Origin of the sequence: Sporolactobacillus putidus (assembly GCF_014647035.1) — a bacterium.
GTDB classification, from domain to species: Bacteria; Bacillota; Bacilli; order Bacillales; family Sporolactobacillaceae; genus Sporolactobacillus; species Sporolactobacillus putidus.
Genome location: NZ_BMOK01000010.1, coordinates 22,618 through 37,971, shown reverse-complemented (window position 1 = coordinate 37,971; position 15,354 = coordinate 22,618). Strand labels below are relative to the sequence as shown.

12 protein-coding genes, 1 tRNA gene and 1 riboswitch are annotated in these 15,354 nt (G+C 47.1%); of the genes, 7 read left to right on the top strand and 6 right to left on the bottom strand.

Translation table 11 applies throughout. The features are described 5' to 3' along the window. Positions 1–18: 18 nt before the first annotated feature. Positions 19–1,095 (bottom strand): glycoside hydrolase family 191 protein, encoded by a 1,077-nt coding sequence (locus IEX81_RS11715; RefSeq protein ID WP_229727589.1) that lies wholly within the window; start codon positions 1,093–1,095, stop codon positions 19–21. 47 nt (positions 1,096–1,142) lie between these two features. Then, a riboswitch (cyclic di-GMP riboswitch) is annotated at positions 1,143–1,227 on the bottom strand. Between the two features lie 339 nt (positions 1,228–1,566). Here IEX81_RS11715 and IEX81_RS11710 point away from each other — a divergent pair. The 4 genes from IEX81_RS11710 (at position 1,567) to IEX81_RS11695 (ending at position 4,878) form a co-directional block, all read left to right on the top strand. Continuing rightward, positions 1,567–2,211: an ABC transporter permease gene (locus IEX81_RS11710; protein WP_229727588.1), complete on the top strand. Its 645-nt coding sequence runs from the start codon at positions 1,567–1,569 to the stop codon at positions 2,209–2,211. 19 nt (positions 2,212–2,230) lie between these two features. After that, positions 2,231–3,163: an ABC transporter substrate-binding protein gene (locus tag IEX81_RS11705; RefSeq protein WP_229727587.1), complete on the top strand. Its 933-nt coding sequence runs from the start codon at positions 2,231–2,233 to the stop codon at positions 3,161–3,163. 80 nt (positions 3,164–3,243) lie between these two features. Then, on the top strand, positions 3,244–4,203 hold the full coding sequence (locus tag IEX81_RS11700) for an ABC transporter ATP-binding protein (RefSeq protein WP_188803526.1): 960 nt from the start codon (positions 3,244–3,246) through the stop codon (positions 4,201–4,203). Positions 4,204–4,239: 36 nt separating this feature from the next. Next, positions 4,240–4,878, top strand: a complete 639-nt coding sequence (locus IEX81_RS11695) for an ABC transporter permease (protein ID WP_188803524.1) — start codon at positions 4,240–4,242, stop codon at positions 4,876–4,878. Positions 4,879–5,300: 422 nt separating this feature from the next. On the opposite strand, the gene IEX81_RS11690 is transcribed toward IEX81_RS11695, so the two are convergent. The 4 genes from IEX81_RS11690 to IEX81_RS11675 all read right to left on the bottom strand — a co-directional run bounded on the left by IEX81_RS11690 (position 5,301) and on the right by IEX81_RS11675 (position 9,473). Next, entirely contained in the window at positions 5,301–6,551 is a 1,251-nt protein-coding gene (locus IEX81_RS11690; protein WP_188803522.1) for an MFS transporter, read from the bottom strand. A gap of 165 nt (positions 6,552–6,716) precedes the next feature. Further along, positions 6,717–7,040: a DUF3870 domain-containing protein gene (locus tag IEX81_RS11685; RefSeq protein ID WP_188803520.1), complete on the bottom strand. Its 324-nt coding sequence runs from the start codon at positions 7,038–7,040 to the stop codon at positions 6,717–6,719. A 24-nt stretch (positions 7,041–7,064) separates the two neighbouring features. Beyond that, positions 7,065–8,270, bottom strand: a complete 1,206-nt coding sequence (locus IEX81_RS11680; RefSeq protein ID WP_188803518.1) for an acyl-CoA dehydrogenase family protein — start codon at positions 8,268–8,270, stop codon at positions 7,065–7,067. 15 nt (positions 8,271–8,285) lie between these two features. Beyond that, positions 8,286–9,473: a CaiB/BaiF CoA transferase family protein gene (locus IEX81_RS11675; protein ID WP_188803516.1), complete on the bottom strand. Its 1,188-nt coding sequence runs from the start codon at positions 9,471–9,473 to the stop codon at positions 8,286–8,288. Between the two features lie 642 nt (positions 9,474–10,115). Here IEX81_RS11675 and IEX81_RS11670 point away from each other — a divergent pair. The 3 genes from IEX81_RS11670 (at position 10,116) to IEX81_RS11660 (ending at position 13,238) form a co-directional block, all read left to right on the top strand. Then, a tRNA-Ala gene (locus IEX81_RS11670) sits at positions 10,116–10,188 on the top strand. Between the two features lie 250 nt (positions 10,189–10,438). Beyond that, positions 10,439–13,108: a cation-translocating P-type ATPase gene (locus IEX81_RS11665; RefSeq protein ID WP_188803514.1), complete on the top strand. Its 2,670-nt coding sequence runs from the start codon at positions 10,439–10,441 to the stop codon at positions 13,106–13,108. After that, positions 13,095–13,238, top strand: coding sequence for a hypothetical protein (locus IEX81_RS11660; protein ID WP_188803512.1), 144 nt, complete (start codon positions 13,095–13,097; stop codon positions 13,236–13,238). The genes IEX81_RS11665 and IEX81_RS11660 overlap by 14 nt, the downstream gene beginning before the upstream one ends. A gap of 66 nt (positions 13,239–13,304) precedes the next feature. Here IEX81_RS11660 and IEX81_RS11655 read toward each other — a convergent pair whose 3' ends face one another. Continuing rightward, positions 13,305–14,330, bottom strand: coding sequence for a glycoside hydrolase domain-containing protein (locus IEX81_RS11655; protein WP_188803510.1), 1,026 nt, complete (start codon positions 14,328–14,330; stop codon positions 13,305–13,307). Positions 14,331–15,354 lie beyond the last annotated feature (1,024 nt).

Here is a 15,354-nt window from a genome sequence, read left to right as displayed (position 1 = left end):
ACCCGGCGCTGAATCCAATTACAGCCCGTTATAAATATTGCCGTTATTCAAAGTCGGGATAAAACCGATTTTTTTTGCATACGCCGCAGACTGTACATCGGGCGAAACGGTGATCACTCTGAACAGGTTTGTCCGTCTCTGAAAATAGCGGATCCAGTTTTGGCTCCAGGCATCGCCGGTAATTGTACTTTTGCTGAAATCTTCCCAAAGGACGGCGTGGATCATCGAGCCTGATGTTGTTTTCAGCGTATCAAAACCCCAGTTCTGAATCAGCGACAGATTCGGGCAAGCGGATTTGATCTTTTCAAGAAGCGTTTTATAGGCTGAACGGAATTGATCTTGAGTCTGGGGATCATTATAGAAATAATCGTCGATATCGCCGACGGTGTCTAAAAAAACACCGTCCATCTGTTTGCCGGCGATTTCACTGGTCACTTTATTCATCAGAACAGACTGATAGTGCGGTTTGGACAGATCCATGATATAGGTGTTCCACTGGGGAATAATGTATTTTTGATTGTGATAATAAAAATAGTCCGAATCAGAAACAAGGGCCTTGTTGGGAGCCTCCAGTTCCATAACGCTTAAATAGCCGAAAACCTTTATTCCCTTTGCCTGTAATTGCGCAACCTGAGCTGTTGTGAACGCGTAAGGTTCGATAATGACTGCGTTATATGTTGACAGTTGAGCAATGGCGCTGTTCGTCGCATTGCCATAATATATTTTGATGCTTTTGATCGTGTTCATATTAACCTCTGTCTGGGGAGTTATTGCCGACGTGCCCCAACCGGCCGTACTCGCGGCGGACGTTTGAACCGTGTTTCTGCTTTTTGCTGCCGGTCGGGAGAGAATCTTGCTGCCGGCCGTTTTTGTTCCGGTACTGTTTACCTGCCGAACAACCGTTTTTTGAGTACTCCCCGCGTTTTTAGACTGGTCGGCTGTTTTCTTATGACTTCCCATATGTACTGTCTTTGTACTCCCCGTCTTCTGAGTCGACGCATTTTCCTTAGCCAATACATCGCCGCTCACCGTCGAGAGAAACAGCATCAGACAGAGAAAAAATAAAACAGCTTTGGATTTTCTAAAAAAAGCCATAAAAAGCTCCCCCTCATTTACGTTTTTTCCCGGAAACGGGTCAAAAACACGACAGCCCAGCCATCCTGGCACGAATGCGTTAGATCTGTGACTTTGCGCCGCCGCTTTTCAGCGGTTTTGCCTTTTAGAAAGAAAGTAATAGGTCCTACTGCATAACCAATATAAAGCAGGAAATGATCAAAGACAATAGGATTTTCTGCAATGGGTGTGTGTCCGCTTTAAAAAAATAAGGCTTCCTTGGCCCGCAGAAATCAGTTCAGAAAGTTTACCAGCCGCTTGAAGGATTCAGGGGGCCCATTTAGATTGGAAAGGTTTTCAGTCGCGATCAGATTAACGGCGGCCGTGCGATTAGGTGAAAAAAGTCGAAAAAATTGACAGACCGGCATCTTTAAGGACAAGATAAGATATCTGCTTCATGATTTGTTTTGATTTTTGACTGATACACTTCAACTTAAGGAGGAGGGGGATCGGGTGGACCTCGTCTGGGGTGCCTTTCAATATATCATGCACAATCGCGCGGCATTTAGTGAAGCCATGCGCACTCATCTTGAATTAAGCGGGTCCGCACTTCTCATCGGACTTTTAATCAGCATTCCGCTCGGGATCATCTGCGCCAGACATGCGAGGCTGTCCGTCATGATCATGGGAATGGTCAATTCGCTTCGGGTTGTCCCCAGTCTGGCCATATTAATTATTGTTATGCCGATACTTGGGACCGGCTATACTCCTGCCCTTGTCGCGCTGACTATCTTGTCCTGTCCGCCGATTTTAATCAATACGTTTCTCGGAATCAAGAGTGTGGATCACGAAGTAATAGAGTCTGCCATCGGCATGGGCATGGATAACCGGCAGATTCTTTTCAGAATTGAGTTGCCTCTAGCTCTGCCCCTAATTCTTTCCGGAGTGCGTACTGCTTCGGTCGAAGTCATTTCCAGTGCGACGCTGGCCGCATTTATCGGAGGCGGCGGTTTAGGGACGTTCATTATTAACGGTCTCGGTCTTTATAATTTCGCCGTGCTGCTCGCCGGCGCCATTCCCGTGGCCCTGTTCGCGATCTGTTCAGAGGTAGTATTCGGCATTATTGAAAAACTGGCAACAAAATATAGACAGGCTTAAAAACAGGGAGATGAAACTATTGAAAACACGCGGCCTTTTTATCGGACTTTCTATCTTTGTCGTTGCTGTCATCGTAGGACTGATCCTTATCGTTTCATTGCACAATAATAAATCGTCCGGCGGTTCGGTAACTTCCGCCAAAACGATTACGATCGGATCCAAAAACTTTACGGAGAGTCTGATCCTTGGCGAGATGTACGCGGATGCCCTGGAAAACGCAGGCTATAAAGTGAACAGAAAATTGAATCTGGGCGGAACGCTTGTCGCCCATGAAGCCCTTGTAAAGGGAGATATCGACATGTACCCGGAATACACCGGGACCGGGCTGCTCGATATCCTGAAACATAGCAAAGTAACGGATGCCGGCCAGGTATATCAGGATGTATCGCAGGCCTATAAGAAAAAGTGGAACCTGATCTGGCTGCAGCCGACACAGGCGAACGATTCACAAGGGCTTGCCGTGAGCAAAAACGTGTCGGATAAATATAATATCCACACTTTTTCCGATCTGGCCAAAGCGGCATCTAATATTAACTTTGCGGCAACGCCGGAATTCAATGACCGCCCGGATGGTCTGAAGGGGCTGCAGCAGGCCTATGGCGGCTTTCAGTTCAAGACGGACAAGCTCTATGACTATGGCCTGAAGTACAATGTGCTGCTGAACGGAAAAGCGGATGCAACCGTCGCTTTTACAACGGATGGACAATTGACCGATAAGAATCTGGTTTTACTGACGGACGACAAGCATTTTTACCCTCCTTACTATGTTTGTCCGGTAATCAGGGGAAATGTCATTAAAAATGATCCGAAGATTGAAACGGTTATCAATAAAGTTTCTTCAAAGCTCGACAGCCGGACGATGCAGCAATTGAATGCTCAGGTGGATATTCAGAAGAAAACGTATCAGCAGGTGGCCAAAGATTTTCTTATCAAACAGGGACTCATAAAATAATGATTTTCTACAGAGACGTCTTTTCGAAGGATGGTCGACCCTCACATTCCGTTCCGGCAGCAAGATGAGGAGGAAAGCTTATGACGGAGACAGATGCGATAGTTATGGAAGGAATCAGCAAAACGTTTAAAAAGGCGCAAAAACCTTCTCTGTATCCGACGGATCTAAGAATAGAAAGCGGAAGCTTTGTGACGATTCTTGGCGCTTCCGGATGCGGGAAAACAACCTTGCTGAAGATGGTCAACCGTCTTTATGAGCCGTCATCCGGAAAAATTTTAATAAACGGACAGGATATCGCACGGATCGCTCCGACAAAACTAAGGCGGCAGATCGGTTATGTCATCCAGCAGACCGGCCTCTTCCGGCACATGACCATCGAGCAGAATGTGGCTATGGTTCCCGGAATTCTTGGCTGGGATAAAGAAAAAATCAACCGGAGGATTGACGATCTGCTGAATCTCGTCGGCCTGTCGCCGAGCGAATTCAGAAAACGTTATCCGGGACAGCTGTCGGGCGGCCAGCAGCAGCGGATAGGCCTTGCGCGGGCCATGGCGGCGGACCCGTCAATCATGCTGATGGATGAGCCATTCGGCGCGATTGATGCGATTAATCGCGCAGCACTTCAGGACGAGATCCTCCGCATTCAGAAACAGCTACATAAGACGATTCTTTTTGTTACACACGATATCATGGAAGCCATGAAACTGGGCGACAAAGTCATCGTAATGAATGAAGGAAAAGTTCAGCAGTTCGCCCGGCCACTCGACATTTTAAGACATCCGGCCAACGAATTTGTCAGGGACCTCGTTCATTCAGATGACAGACTGCAGCGGCTGGCCTTCGTTCGCGCTAAAGACGTCATGAACACGGAAGCCGCTGTTCCGGATCCGGACAAGGAGGCACCTGAAGCTCCTGAGAACAGCACCCTTCATGAAATCCTGATGCTTCTCCTTGGCGGCCGGACAGATTACGTACAAATTAAAGATGAGAAGAACAATCCGGTCGGCCGAGTGACATTAAAGGAGATCCGGCGGGCCTGATTCTTGAACAACTCTGTATCCGGATGGTGATTTTCTTTGATTGCCTATATCGAAAACAATTATCTGGAGGTTATCACTCTTTTTTTGCAGCACATTGAGATAACCGTCATTTCTCTTGCCATCGCGGTCATCATCGCATTGCCGCTTGGCGTGCTTCTCGCAAAGAACGCTGCGCTTGCGGCGATCATCATGCCCGTCCTCAGTGTGATTTATACGATTCCGAGCCTGGCGATGTTTGCGCTGCTGATTCCCGTCGTCGGTCTTGGACTGGAACCGGCGATCATCGCGCTCGTCGCCTACAGCCTGCTGATTCTTGTCAGGAATGTAATCGCCGGCTTTCGCTCGATCGACCCGGCGGTGATTGAGGCCGGTCTCGGCCTCGGGCTGAGCCGCTGGCAGCTGTTCTGCAAGATTGAATGGGTGCTGGCCCTGCCGGCGATTCTGGGTGGGGTGAGAATTGCGGCGGTATCGATTATCGGCATTGCCGCCATCGCCTCCTGGATCAACGCAGGCGGCCTCGGCGTTATTTTATTCCAGGGGCTGAACGAGAGCAACACGCCGCAAATTGTCTGGGGAACGATCCTCGTTGCCGGGATGGCCCTTTTTGTCAATTATTTTCTATCCGTCCTGGAATCCCTGGCACTTGCAAAATCCAAAGGGGCGGATGTGAAATAAGCTCCGGCAAACGGAATGGCATGTGCAAAGAAGTCTGTCATTAATTAGAGAAGCCTCCCCGGGGCAATGGCTCAACTGGGGAGAAGGTTGCGCTGACAAGATTTGCCGTCATTTTTTCTCAGTCTATTAAATCTAACAGGAAAATGCATTACCATGTTGTTAAAAACTTGATCGAATAAAAGCCTCGCGCGAACTGATTGTAACTATCAGCTTACTCGAGGCTTTTTACGCATGCTTGATGCCAATTAGCAACGGGATTTTTGCCGAAATTTAGGGGGGAGCCGAACTGAAACCCGTGTCCGCTTATCTTATAGACCATTTAAGAAATTTAGAAGTTTTCCAGGCAATACTCCGAACAAATTGAGGACCTGCCTCGTGAACATAATGACTGATAACCACCTTAATAGACACTAATATCTCGTTTAAATGGACATATCCATATCTTTCGTTTCTTTCCAGAGCCACGCCATGAGAATCAAAAATGCCGCGGAGGACAGAACGCCAAAGGTCATGACTGCGCCAAATCCGTATTGGGTTGAGAGCAATCCGATAATGACGGGAGTGAGCATACCCCCGAAAAAGTTTCCCGCGTTGTAAGTCAGTCCATGCCCGGTAGAACGCATGCTCAAAGGAAAATGCTCTGCCGTGTACGTTGCGTTAATGCTCCAAACGCCGCCGGGTCCGAAAAACCCCACGATAATCGCGCCAATATAAAGAAGCAAATTATTATCCAGCAGAACAAACAAAGGAGCACCGAGCATGGAACCTAATGCAGAAAGGGTTATCGTCCAGCGTCTTCCGATTTTGTCGGACAAATTTCCGAACAGGATACTGCCTAATACTGCCGACGCATTCAGTAAAATGGTCACGGCACTGACCATGGGCACGGTAAAATGATGTTCTATTCTTAAAAAAGTCGGATACCATAAGCTGATGGAGTAAAATAGAACCAGAAATCCCGCGTTCACTAAAATGGAGTGGACCGTATTCCATAGTTGTTTTCCAATAAAAAGATTGATCAGAGGAATTTTTTCAAGGCTATGCTGAGCGGATTGTTGCCGGATCCATTTCTTTGATTCTTTTAACGTAACCAGAGTATAGATCCCTAAAATAATCGGTGGAATGGCGGCGATATAAAACATTTCACGCCAGCTGCCGGAGGAGTAGATGCCAACGTAAAGAAGACCGGCCAGGATGCCGCCGGCAGGAAACCCGATTTCCAAAAGACCCGAAGCAAGCCCTCTTTTATTTCTTGGAACTGTTTCCATAAGAAGCGGAACGCCAACGGAATACATCGATCCCATGCCGAGACCGAATAAGAATCGAAACACATATAAAAGGGTAAATGTCGGGGAGAATCCTGAGATAAGCTGAAAGATCCCGTACCAAATCATAGAAGTAATCAACGGAATTCTGCGTCCCCATTTATCGGCGATAACGCCGACAAGTGCGCCTCCTATCAATCTTGCGAGAACGGTAACCGATGTAACGGTTCCGAATACGGCCGCAGTCACGTTAAATTCCTTCATGATATCGACGGCAATATAGGTCAGCATTAAATAATCAAAGGCATCGAAGATCCAGGCCATGGTCACAACAGCAAGGATGTTGCGCTGCTTCGAACTCATTTTCTCCCTATTTTTCTTCATTCGTTTTGGAACAGGCCTATTCATCGCTAAGAACCTCCTCGTAAATAAAATATGAAGAATATCACCGTGAACACGTCGGAGGAAAAGGTAAACAGTCGATTTTTAGAAAACGTTTTACGTATTAGTTAGATTGATATTCAATCGAGTTCAGCGCCGGCTTCTCCGATAAAAGTCTGATTCGGTTAATTTTTATTGAGTGATTTGCTTCATTGAGATCCATTCAAATTGAGCATAACCGTCTTTTAAGGCAGCCTGAATGGCCTGACAGGCCTTGCCGCGATAAAACTCCTGTACCCGATCCAGCAATCCGTCAATCCCGTCTTTCAGACAATAACCGCGCAATAGCTGCTGCAGAAATTGGCCGGCATGTTCGGTTGCCAGTGTGCAATCGGCGTGAATAATCACTCCGTATTTCCTGTCAAGTTCCAAAGTGATCGTGAGAGAGTCATAGATAGTTCTCGCGGCCATTCCCTGTGGAAGTCTGGCATGCCCGGCGATTAAATAGGTGTTCATCATTTGGCCTCCTCAGTTATTCATTTATGATTGGGAAAAAGTATCAAAAGGCCACGCCGGCAGCAATTTACGCAGAGGTTTATCCTTTCGATAACCGAGTGCATATTCGGCCTGCATGATCGTGTGAATCTCCCGGGTCCCTTCATAAATGATCGGAGCTCTCGAATTACGCAGGAAACGTTCAACCGGATATTCGTCCGAATACCCGTAGGCTCCATGGATTTGGACAGCATCATTGGCTGCTTCGAAAGCGGCATTGCAGGCCATCCATTTCGCAAGCGATGTTTCCCGGGTGTTCCGTTTTCCCTGGTTTTTGAGCCATCCCGCCTGATAAACAAGCAGCCTCGAAATTTCCAGATTAGCACTCATTTTTGCGATCATTTGCTGAACAAGCTGGTGCTTCCCAATTTCTGTTCCGAATGTTTTCCGTTCATGACAATACTTAAGACTTGCTTCCAGGCTGGCAGAGATTAAACCAACCGCACCCGCGGCTACGGTGAAGCGGCCATTGTCCAGTGCGGACATCGCGATTTTAAAACCTTCACCCTCTTCGCCAAGTACGTTGGACACAGGGACTTTTACATCTGTTAAAAAGACTTCACCGGTATTACCTGCATGAATGCCTAATTTCCCCTGGATAGCCCTGGATTCTACCCCTGAAAAACCGCGCTCCACGATAAAAGCCGTGATCCCTTTGTGTCCGTAACCATGATCCGTTTTAGCAAAGATAAGGAAATGATCCGCTACGTCACAAAGTGAAATCCATGTTTTCGAGCCGTTCAGAATGTAAGCATCTCCGTCCCTGGCGGCAGTCGAATGGATCGCTGCAACATCGGAACCCGCATCAGGTTCCGTCAGGCCAAACGCGCCAATCTTGCTTCCCTGTGCCTGGGGAACCAGATATTTTTGCTTCTGTTCTTCTGTTCCCCACTGCAGCAAAGTCAGACTATTTAAACCGGTGTGTACGGAGACCGCCGTTCGATAAGCCGTATCACCACGCTCTAATTCCTCGCATACGATGGCCAGTGTATTGTAATCCATTCCGGCTCCGCCGTATTTTTCAGGAATGCAGACACCCAATAGCTGAAGATCCGCCAGTTTCCCAAGCACGGTCCGATCAAAATGGTGCTGCCGATCCCACTCACGAATATTCGGTATAATTTCCCGATCGACGAATTTTCTTACCATGTTTTTGACACTTTGCTGTTCTTCTGTTAGACCAAAGTTCATGATCTAAAGCGCCTCCTAAATGACTTTATTCTGTTTAAATTGGATGATTTCTTCTGAACTATAGCCAAGCCCGGACAATATAGACTCTGTGTGTTCACCGAATAACGGGGGAGGATATCGCATCGTAACCGGTGTGCCCGATAATTTTAATGGAGAACCGACTAATTTTAGATTTTCAACTTTTGGATGTTCCATTTTCACCAACATGTTTCTTTCTTTTATTTGAGGATCTTCGAACATCTCCGCAATGGTATTAATCGGTCCATTCGGAATTCCTGCGCTGTCGAGCAAATTTTTCCACTCTTTTTTTGTTTTCTCTTTCATTAATTCTTTAATCACGGGAATCAGTTCAGACTGATTTCGTAAACGGCCGTCATTATGCGTAAATTTCTCCATCTCAGCTAATTCCGGTTTTCCCAATACAGCTGTGAATCTGCGAAACTGTGAATCATTTCCTACAGCGACAACAAATTCCCCGTCTTTAGCCACAAACACCTGATAAGGGACAATGTTGGGATGCCGGTTCCCTATTCTTTTTGGATTGATACCGCTGCACAAAAAATTGCCGGCGACGTTAACTAATGAAGAAACCTGACAATCCATCAGCGAGATATCAATTTCCTGGCCTTCCCCGGTTTTTTCCCGATGATGCAAGGCAGTTAAGATTCCAATACACGTGTACAATCCAGCCAGCACATCGGCAATGGCAATCCCCACTTTCATTGGGCCGCCGTCGGCTTCGCCGGTGATGCTCATCAGCCCGCTCAATGCCTGGATAATATAATCGTAACCTGGCAGACCCTTATATGGTCCTGTTAATCCAAAACCTGTGATCGATGCCATAATCAGCTGCGGATTTGTCGCCTTCAATTGTTGATAGCCCAGATCCAGTTTTTCAAGAGTACCTGTTTTGAAATTCTGAACCACGATATCTCCGGAGGAGACGAGTCTGTGAAATATTTCTTTTCCCTGTTTGGATTTCAGATTCAGAGTCAGGCTCCGTTTGTTGCGGTTGGCACACAAATAGTAAGCGCTTTCCCCGTTGACAAAAGGCGGTCCCCAACCTCTTGTTTCATCCCCGGTTTCATGATGCTCAATTTTAATCACTTCCGCTCCTAAATCTCCGAGAATCATGGAACAGAACGGCCCCGCCAATACACGAGAAACATCAATGATTCGTATTCCATCCAAGGCTCCTCTCATTGCATCATCCCTTTCTAAGCAGGATTTAGACACATAAAAGAGCCAGTAAAACAAACAATGTTCTCATCCATTGAACGTTTCACTGACTCCTATTCAAGGCTCATCTTCCGGCAAAAGGAAGATCGAGTGAACAAAGTCAATTTATAAATTTTGGGACCATCACCGAACCGTCACGCGACAAGGCCGTTGCCGTCATCGGTTCGTCAATTGGCAGAGTCAGCAATTGGACTTTGCCATGTTTTAATTAAAAAACGCGCCGAATGTTTTTCCAGGCATTTTTGGGAGCAATTTGAGAAAGGAACAAAATAAGCAATTTTACAGCTTGCTCACACTCTTAGTTTCATTCGTGTACACCCCCTATACTTATGCCGTTTAGCCGATTCTTATTCACCGTTCGCTTATTCGACGTAAGAATTAACTATTTTCTTGACCACTGGATTATTTGGTTTGCTAAATCAATGAGTGCATTTTTGGAAGCAGATGAATGATTGATCACTGGTTTTTTGAAATTGGAGTAGGTCACATTAAATTATGCTTTCATCGAAAAAGCTCGCTTTGGAAATTTTCTTGACCTGGTAAAGGAAATAGTGTAACATATTTTTGTTGTCAGCTCATGAGGTTTTAACCTTATAAGAGTGATGCGGGGCATTAGCTCAGCTGGGAGAGCGTTGCGCTGGCAGCGCAAAGGTCAGGGGTTCGAGCCCCCTATGCTCCATAAAACCGGCTGGAAAGGGATTTTCCAGCGCAGAAGTACACAGCATTTCTGTGACAGAGCTTCTTTTGATCAAATTAGACCTCTGAGGGTAAAGTTTTCAGAAACTTACTCTTGGAGGTCTTTTTCTATGGTCATTGGTTCTATTTGGAGGCTTTCGTACGAATTCCAAAAATAAGTTGGTGACAAATGGGTATAGATAAATGTATATAACTCCTTAAGTGATCGGGTAAGGTGGACGGGGTGAGCAAAGATGTGGTATACGAAAACAGCAGCGGAAGTTCTGAACGATTTTCATGTCGATCCCCGCAGCGGGCTTTCTTCGGAAGAAGCGGGGGCAAGGCTTGAAAAGCATGGTGAAAATAAACTTAAAGACAAGCCGAGAAAGAGTCTGGCGGCACTTTTTTTTGCACAGCTCAAAGATTTGCTGATCTACGTGCTTCTTGGGGCGGCGGTGATCACGCTCTTGATTGGCGAATATACGGATGCCGTTATTATTCTTTCGGTTGTTTTTCTGAATGCGGTGATCGGTGTTATTCAGGAGCATAAGGCTGAAAAAGCGATTGAGGCTCTTCAGCGAATGGCGGCGCCCAAGTCCCTCGTCCGGCGCGACGGGGAAGTGAAGGAAATAGAGTCCGGAAAAGTCGTGCCTGGGGATATCGTTGTGCTTGACGCCGGAAGATATATACCTGCCGATCTGCGTTTGATTGAAAGCGCCAATCTGCAGATAGAGGAATCCGCTTTGACGGGGGAGTCGATCCCTTCAGACAAGGATGCACGGGCAACCTTTAATGAAGCGAAAATGTCTGCCGGCGATCAATCAAATATGGCTTTCATGTCGACGCTGGTGACCAATGGCCGAGGCGAGGGCGTTGCGGTCGGCACCGGAATGGCTACCGAAATCGGAAAGATTGCCGAAGTGCTTGAAGAGGACCGGACAGATCTGACACCCCTTCAGCAGAAACTGGCCGGGCTTGGAAAGATGCTGGGCTATATCGCTGTTGCCATCTGTGCAGCTATTATTATGATCGCTTTTTTTCAGAAAAGGAATCTTATCGAGATGCTTCTGACCGCGATCAGCCTTGCCGTTGCGGCTATTCCGGAAGGACTCCCGGCAATCGTCGCCATTGTTCTGGCGCTCGGAGTGACAAAAATGTCCCGGATCCATGCGATTGTCAAAAGACTTCCGGCCGTTGAAACGCTGGGTTCCGTGAGTATCATCTGTTCCGACAAAACAGGCACGCTGACCCAAAACAAGATGACCGTCCAGCATGTCTATACGTATCGTCACCTTGAAAATGTTCCGGCGGACGGGACGGCAACCGCTGATAAGAAAAACGAAAGGGAACTGATTAAGTCCTTTGTTCTCTGTTCGGATGCGACCTTCGAAAATGGGGAAGGAACCGGTGATCCGACTGAAATTGCGCTTGTGGTGCTTGGCGAAAAGTATCATATGCCGAGGAAGAAACTGGAGACTGAGCATGAGCGTGTCGCTGAGAAGCCGTTTGATTCCGATCGAAAGCTGATGTCAACGCTTAACAGGGAAGGTTCTGGATACCGCGTGCATACGAAAGGGGCGATTGATAACCTTTTGAAAGCAGCCACACACGCGCTGGTCGACAACACACCTGTGCCTTTGACGAAAGAAATCAGGGCGGACTATCTCAGGACGGCTGAGGAGATGTCGCAAAGGACGCTGCGCGTACTCGGCGCGGCTTATAAGGATACCGACCGGATTCTTTCACCCGCAGAGATGGAAAGCGGTCTGACCGTTATCGGCCTGGCAGGCATGATCGATCCGCCCCGCTTCGAAGTCAAGGGGGCAATTGCTGAAGCGAAACGAGCGGGCATCACACCCGTCATGATCACCGGGGATCACCGGGACACGGCTGCCGCCATAGCGATGGAGCTCGGCATTGCCGAATCGCCGGAGCAGAGTATCTCGGGAAATGAAATAGACAGCCTCTCCAATGTCGCATTCTCCGATCGGATTCACAATTATCGTGTCTTCGCCAGAGTGTCGCCTGAACACAAAGTACAGATTGTCAAAGCATTTCAGTCGCGCGGCCACATTGTATCGATGACCGGGGACGGCGTGAACGATGCGCCGTCGCTGAAAACTGCGGATATCGGTGTTGCTATGGGGATCACGGGAACAGACGTCTCAAAAGGGGCCAGCGACATGATTCTGACCGATGACAACTTTGCGACCATTGTCCGTGCAGTCGAAGAGGGGCGAAACATTTACAATAATATCAGGAAAACGATCATTTTTCTGCTTGCCTGCAATCTGGGTGAAATCGTGACAGTCCTGGCTTCCGTTGTTTTCTTCTGGCCTGTGCCGCTCTTGCCGACGCAGATTCTCTGGATCAATCTGATTACGGATACTTTTCCGGCAATCGCGCTCGGTGTCGATCCAGGGGGTAAAGAAATCATGAAAAAACCGCCGAGAGCTCCCAAAGAAAGCTTTTTCGCCGGCGGCGCTGGGTTTCGCGCGGTTTTAGGGGGGACTCTGATCGGTGTTCTCACGCTTTCCGCCTTTTTCCTCGGCCTGAATGAACATGGCTACGGCCCCGGATCAAAGGATATCCCAACCGGCCTTTTAATTTATGCGGAAACCATGGCTTTTGTCGTTCTGGCGGTTTCCCAGCTTTTCTATGCACTTGCGATGCGCAATGCGACCCAATCCATCTTTCAAGTTGGCTTTTTCACCAATATATACTTAACAGGGGCCATCGTCCTTGGAATGGCTCTGCAGTTTGCCGTGATTTCGATTCCGTTTCTCTCGGATGCATTTCACGTTCATATGCTTTCTCCGCGTGACTGGGTTATTGTTGTCCTGCTTGCCCTTGTTCCGCTTGCTGTAAGCGAGTTAATAAAATTTTTTATCAGAAGGGGGAAGGATCGGAATGGAGCAGGATGAAAAATTGACTATTTTCCGTACATGCATTCCCCGGGAAATGAAAAAGATGAATCCGTCCAAAAATAGTGTCAGTCATGGCGCAGGTACACTATCGAGTGTATTGCCCGCTTGGCTTTACCATGATGAATAATCAGGAAAGCGCCAACCTTGGTGGCCTGGCCTTCAACTCGCGTGAAGGCAGAGGGGCATTTTATGATCAATCGTAAGATAATAGAAATGTCCCGGGGATTGAGTATGAAAAGAACAGTACCTTCAATAACAGACGCCAGGTGATCGGACCGACGATACCGTCCGGATAAAGGCGGCAGCGCCTCTGATAGTTTTCCACAGCGGCTTTTGTTCTGGGTCCGTAGAAACCGTCGACCCGTATCCCGATGGCCTCTTGAATACTGCGGACCGGTTTGCCTTTGCTGCCAAGCTGGATCAGTTTCCCGGGGTAACGCCTGACTGAGGGAACACCGTTTTGCTGCTCACTTTGTTTGAAAGTTTGTAGCGAATCGGGCAAATCGCTTTGTAATAAATTTTTCGAATATTCGGATGCGGTATAAGTGCCTTCCATGAGTTCGTTGATCATGTTTACTTTGTTTTTAGAGGCCTTTCGGTAGATTTTGGCTTTTCTCAACTTTCGTTGTGAATGGAACGAAGAACTCCAAAACGCACCGGGTTTTAGAATCCTGACAGGACCGGTTCCGATACTCGCCACGATTCCACTGTCCTGATCGAAATAAATATGGGCTTTTTGAGAGAGCTTTCCCGCGGACCAGGCGGAAGTCTGGTAGAAGAAGTCGGCCTGTCCTGTGGAAGCCAGCAGTTCAATCACGGCGTAGGATCCGAAAACGCCGACCGCATAGCCTTGAATCATGTTTTTGATGGAAGAAAAGTAGCGGGTAATTGCGGCGTGATCCGCTGGAAGGGCGTCATAATCTACTTTGAAAAAGATCGGTGTACCGGAAGGCTGCCCAGCTTCCGTAGCCAGATATGCGGCGCTCTGAGCGTCTTTCCTGCCCTGCTTTTCTGTAAAATAGGAATGTTTTCCCCCTCCGGTCTGCCAGATGCTGAAAAGCTTCAGCCTTGCCTTCCGTATTTTCAGAGCTTCCGCTGCGCCAAGAATCTTATCCGGATCATCCGGATTCAGGTATCGGCCCACAGCTTCAATTTTTTCATGTTTTAATCGGTTTATCATGGGTTGGGCAAGCTTGAATGGGCAGTCTATCGCTGTCACTGAACGTCACTCCTTAAATTTAAATGTACGCTATCGGCAGGACAATATCGGCTGCAGATCGAATACCGGAAAAAACCGGGGTAGGCTTCCTGCAGGATGAAGATTAAATTTACCGGGGCTGAAATGGATCCGAAAAAATCTACGGAAGGAGTTGTTAGAACGGCAGAAGGCAGGACTCCTTTCCTGGGTGGATGTGCATGAGTACAATTGCTGAAAATGAATGCCGCAAAGTAAATGAGTATGAGGCTTATAAATAGAAAATAGGGGATATTTCGCGGATCCGTTCAGAAGGAAAGGTCAATAGAACGGTTAATGAATTCGATTTTTTAGTAATATTTTCCCCTAACAATCTTAGTAGAACATATTTTGTGTATTTGGTGAAGTGATAATTTTCACAATTTGTGAATTTTTTTGTGAAGATGGCCATTTACTCAGATGGGAAAAAATCAGTCGAAAAAAGCGGAAAAAAACGTTTGTAGTACAGCCCGCTTAAGCAACTCCGCAATTAAGGCAGAGAGACGGTTGCTGTTTTTGTTTACTGATTGTGCACCGGTTCCATGTCGGATTTCAAAGGTTTGAACAAACCGATGAAAAATGGGACGGATTTCTTTCATTTGGCGATATTGACGTTTAACAATCCTCTCAAGTGGCGGAAGCTGCCTGAAAACAACAAGATGAAAATCAACTTCTATATTTTTACAGGAGCGTGCAGACGGACAATCGACAGTAAACGGTTGAGAATCATCAGTAAATAGCAGAAAATCAACAGTAAAGCCCAAGAAATCATCAGTAAACGACCTGATATCAATAAGTGTGAATAATCAGAACTCAGTTTGACCTTTTTAGCCGGCACTGGCCCTCAAGTTGGCGGAGCGGGACGATAATCTTTAGCTGTTGATTTGTTATCGAAATTTCAGGAGGCATTTTTGCGAACTTAGGTGAGCAAGAATGATCATCATTTTGTTTATTTGCTGCTCTTTTTTCTTTATCTATTTTCTATACTATAGAAGATAATATCAATAAT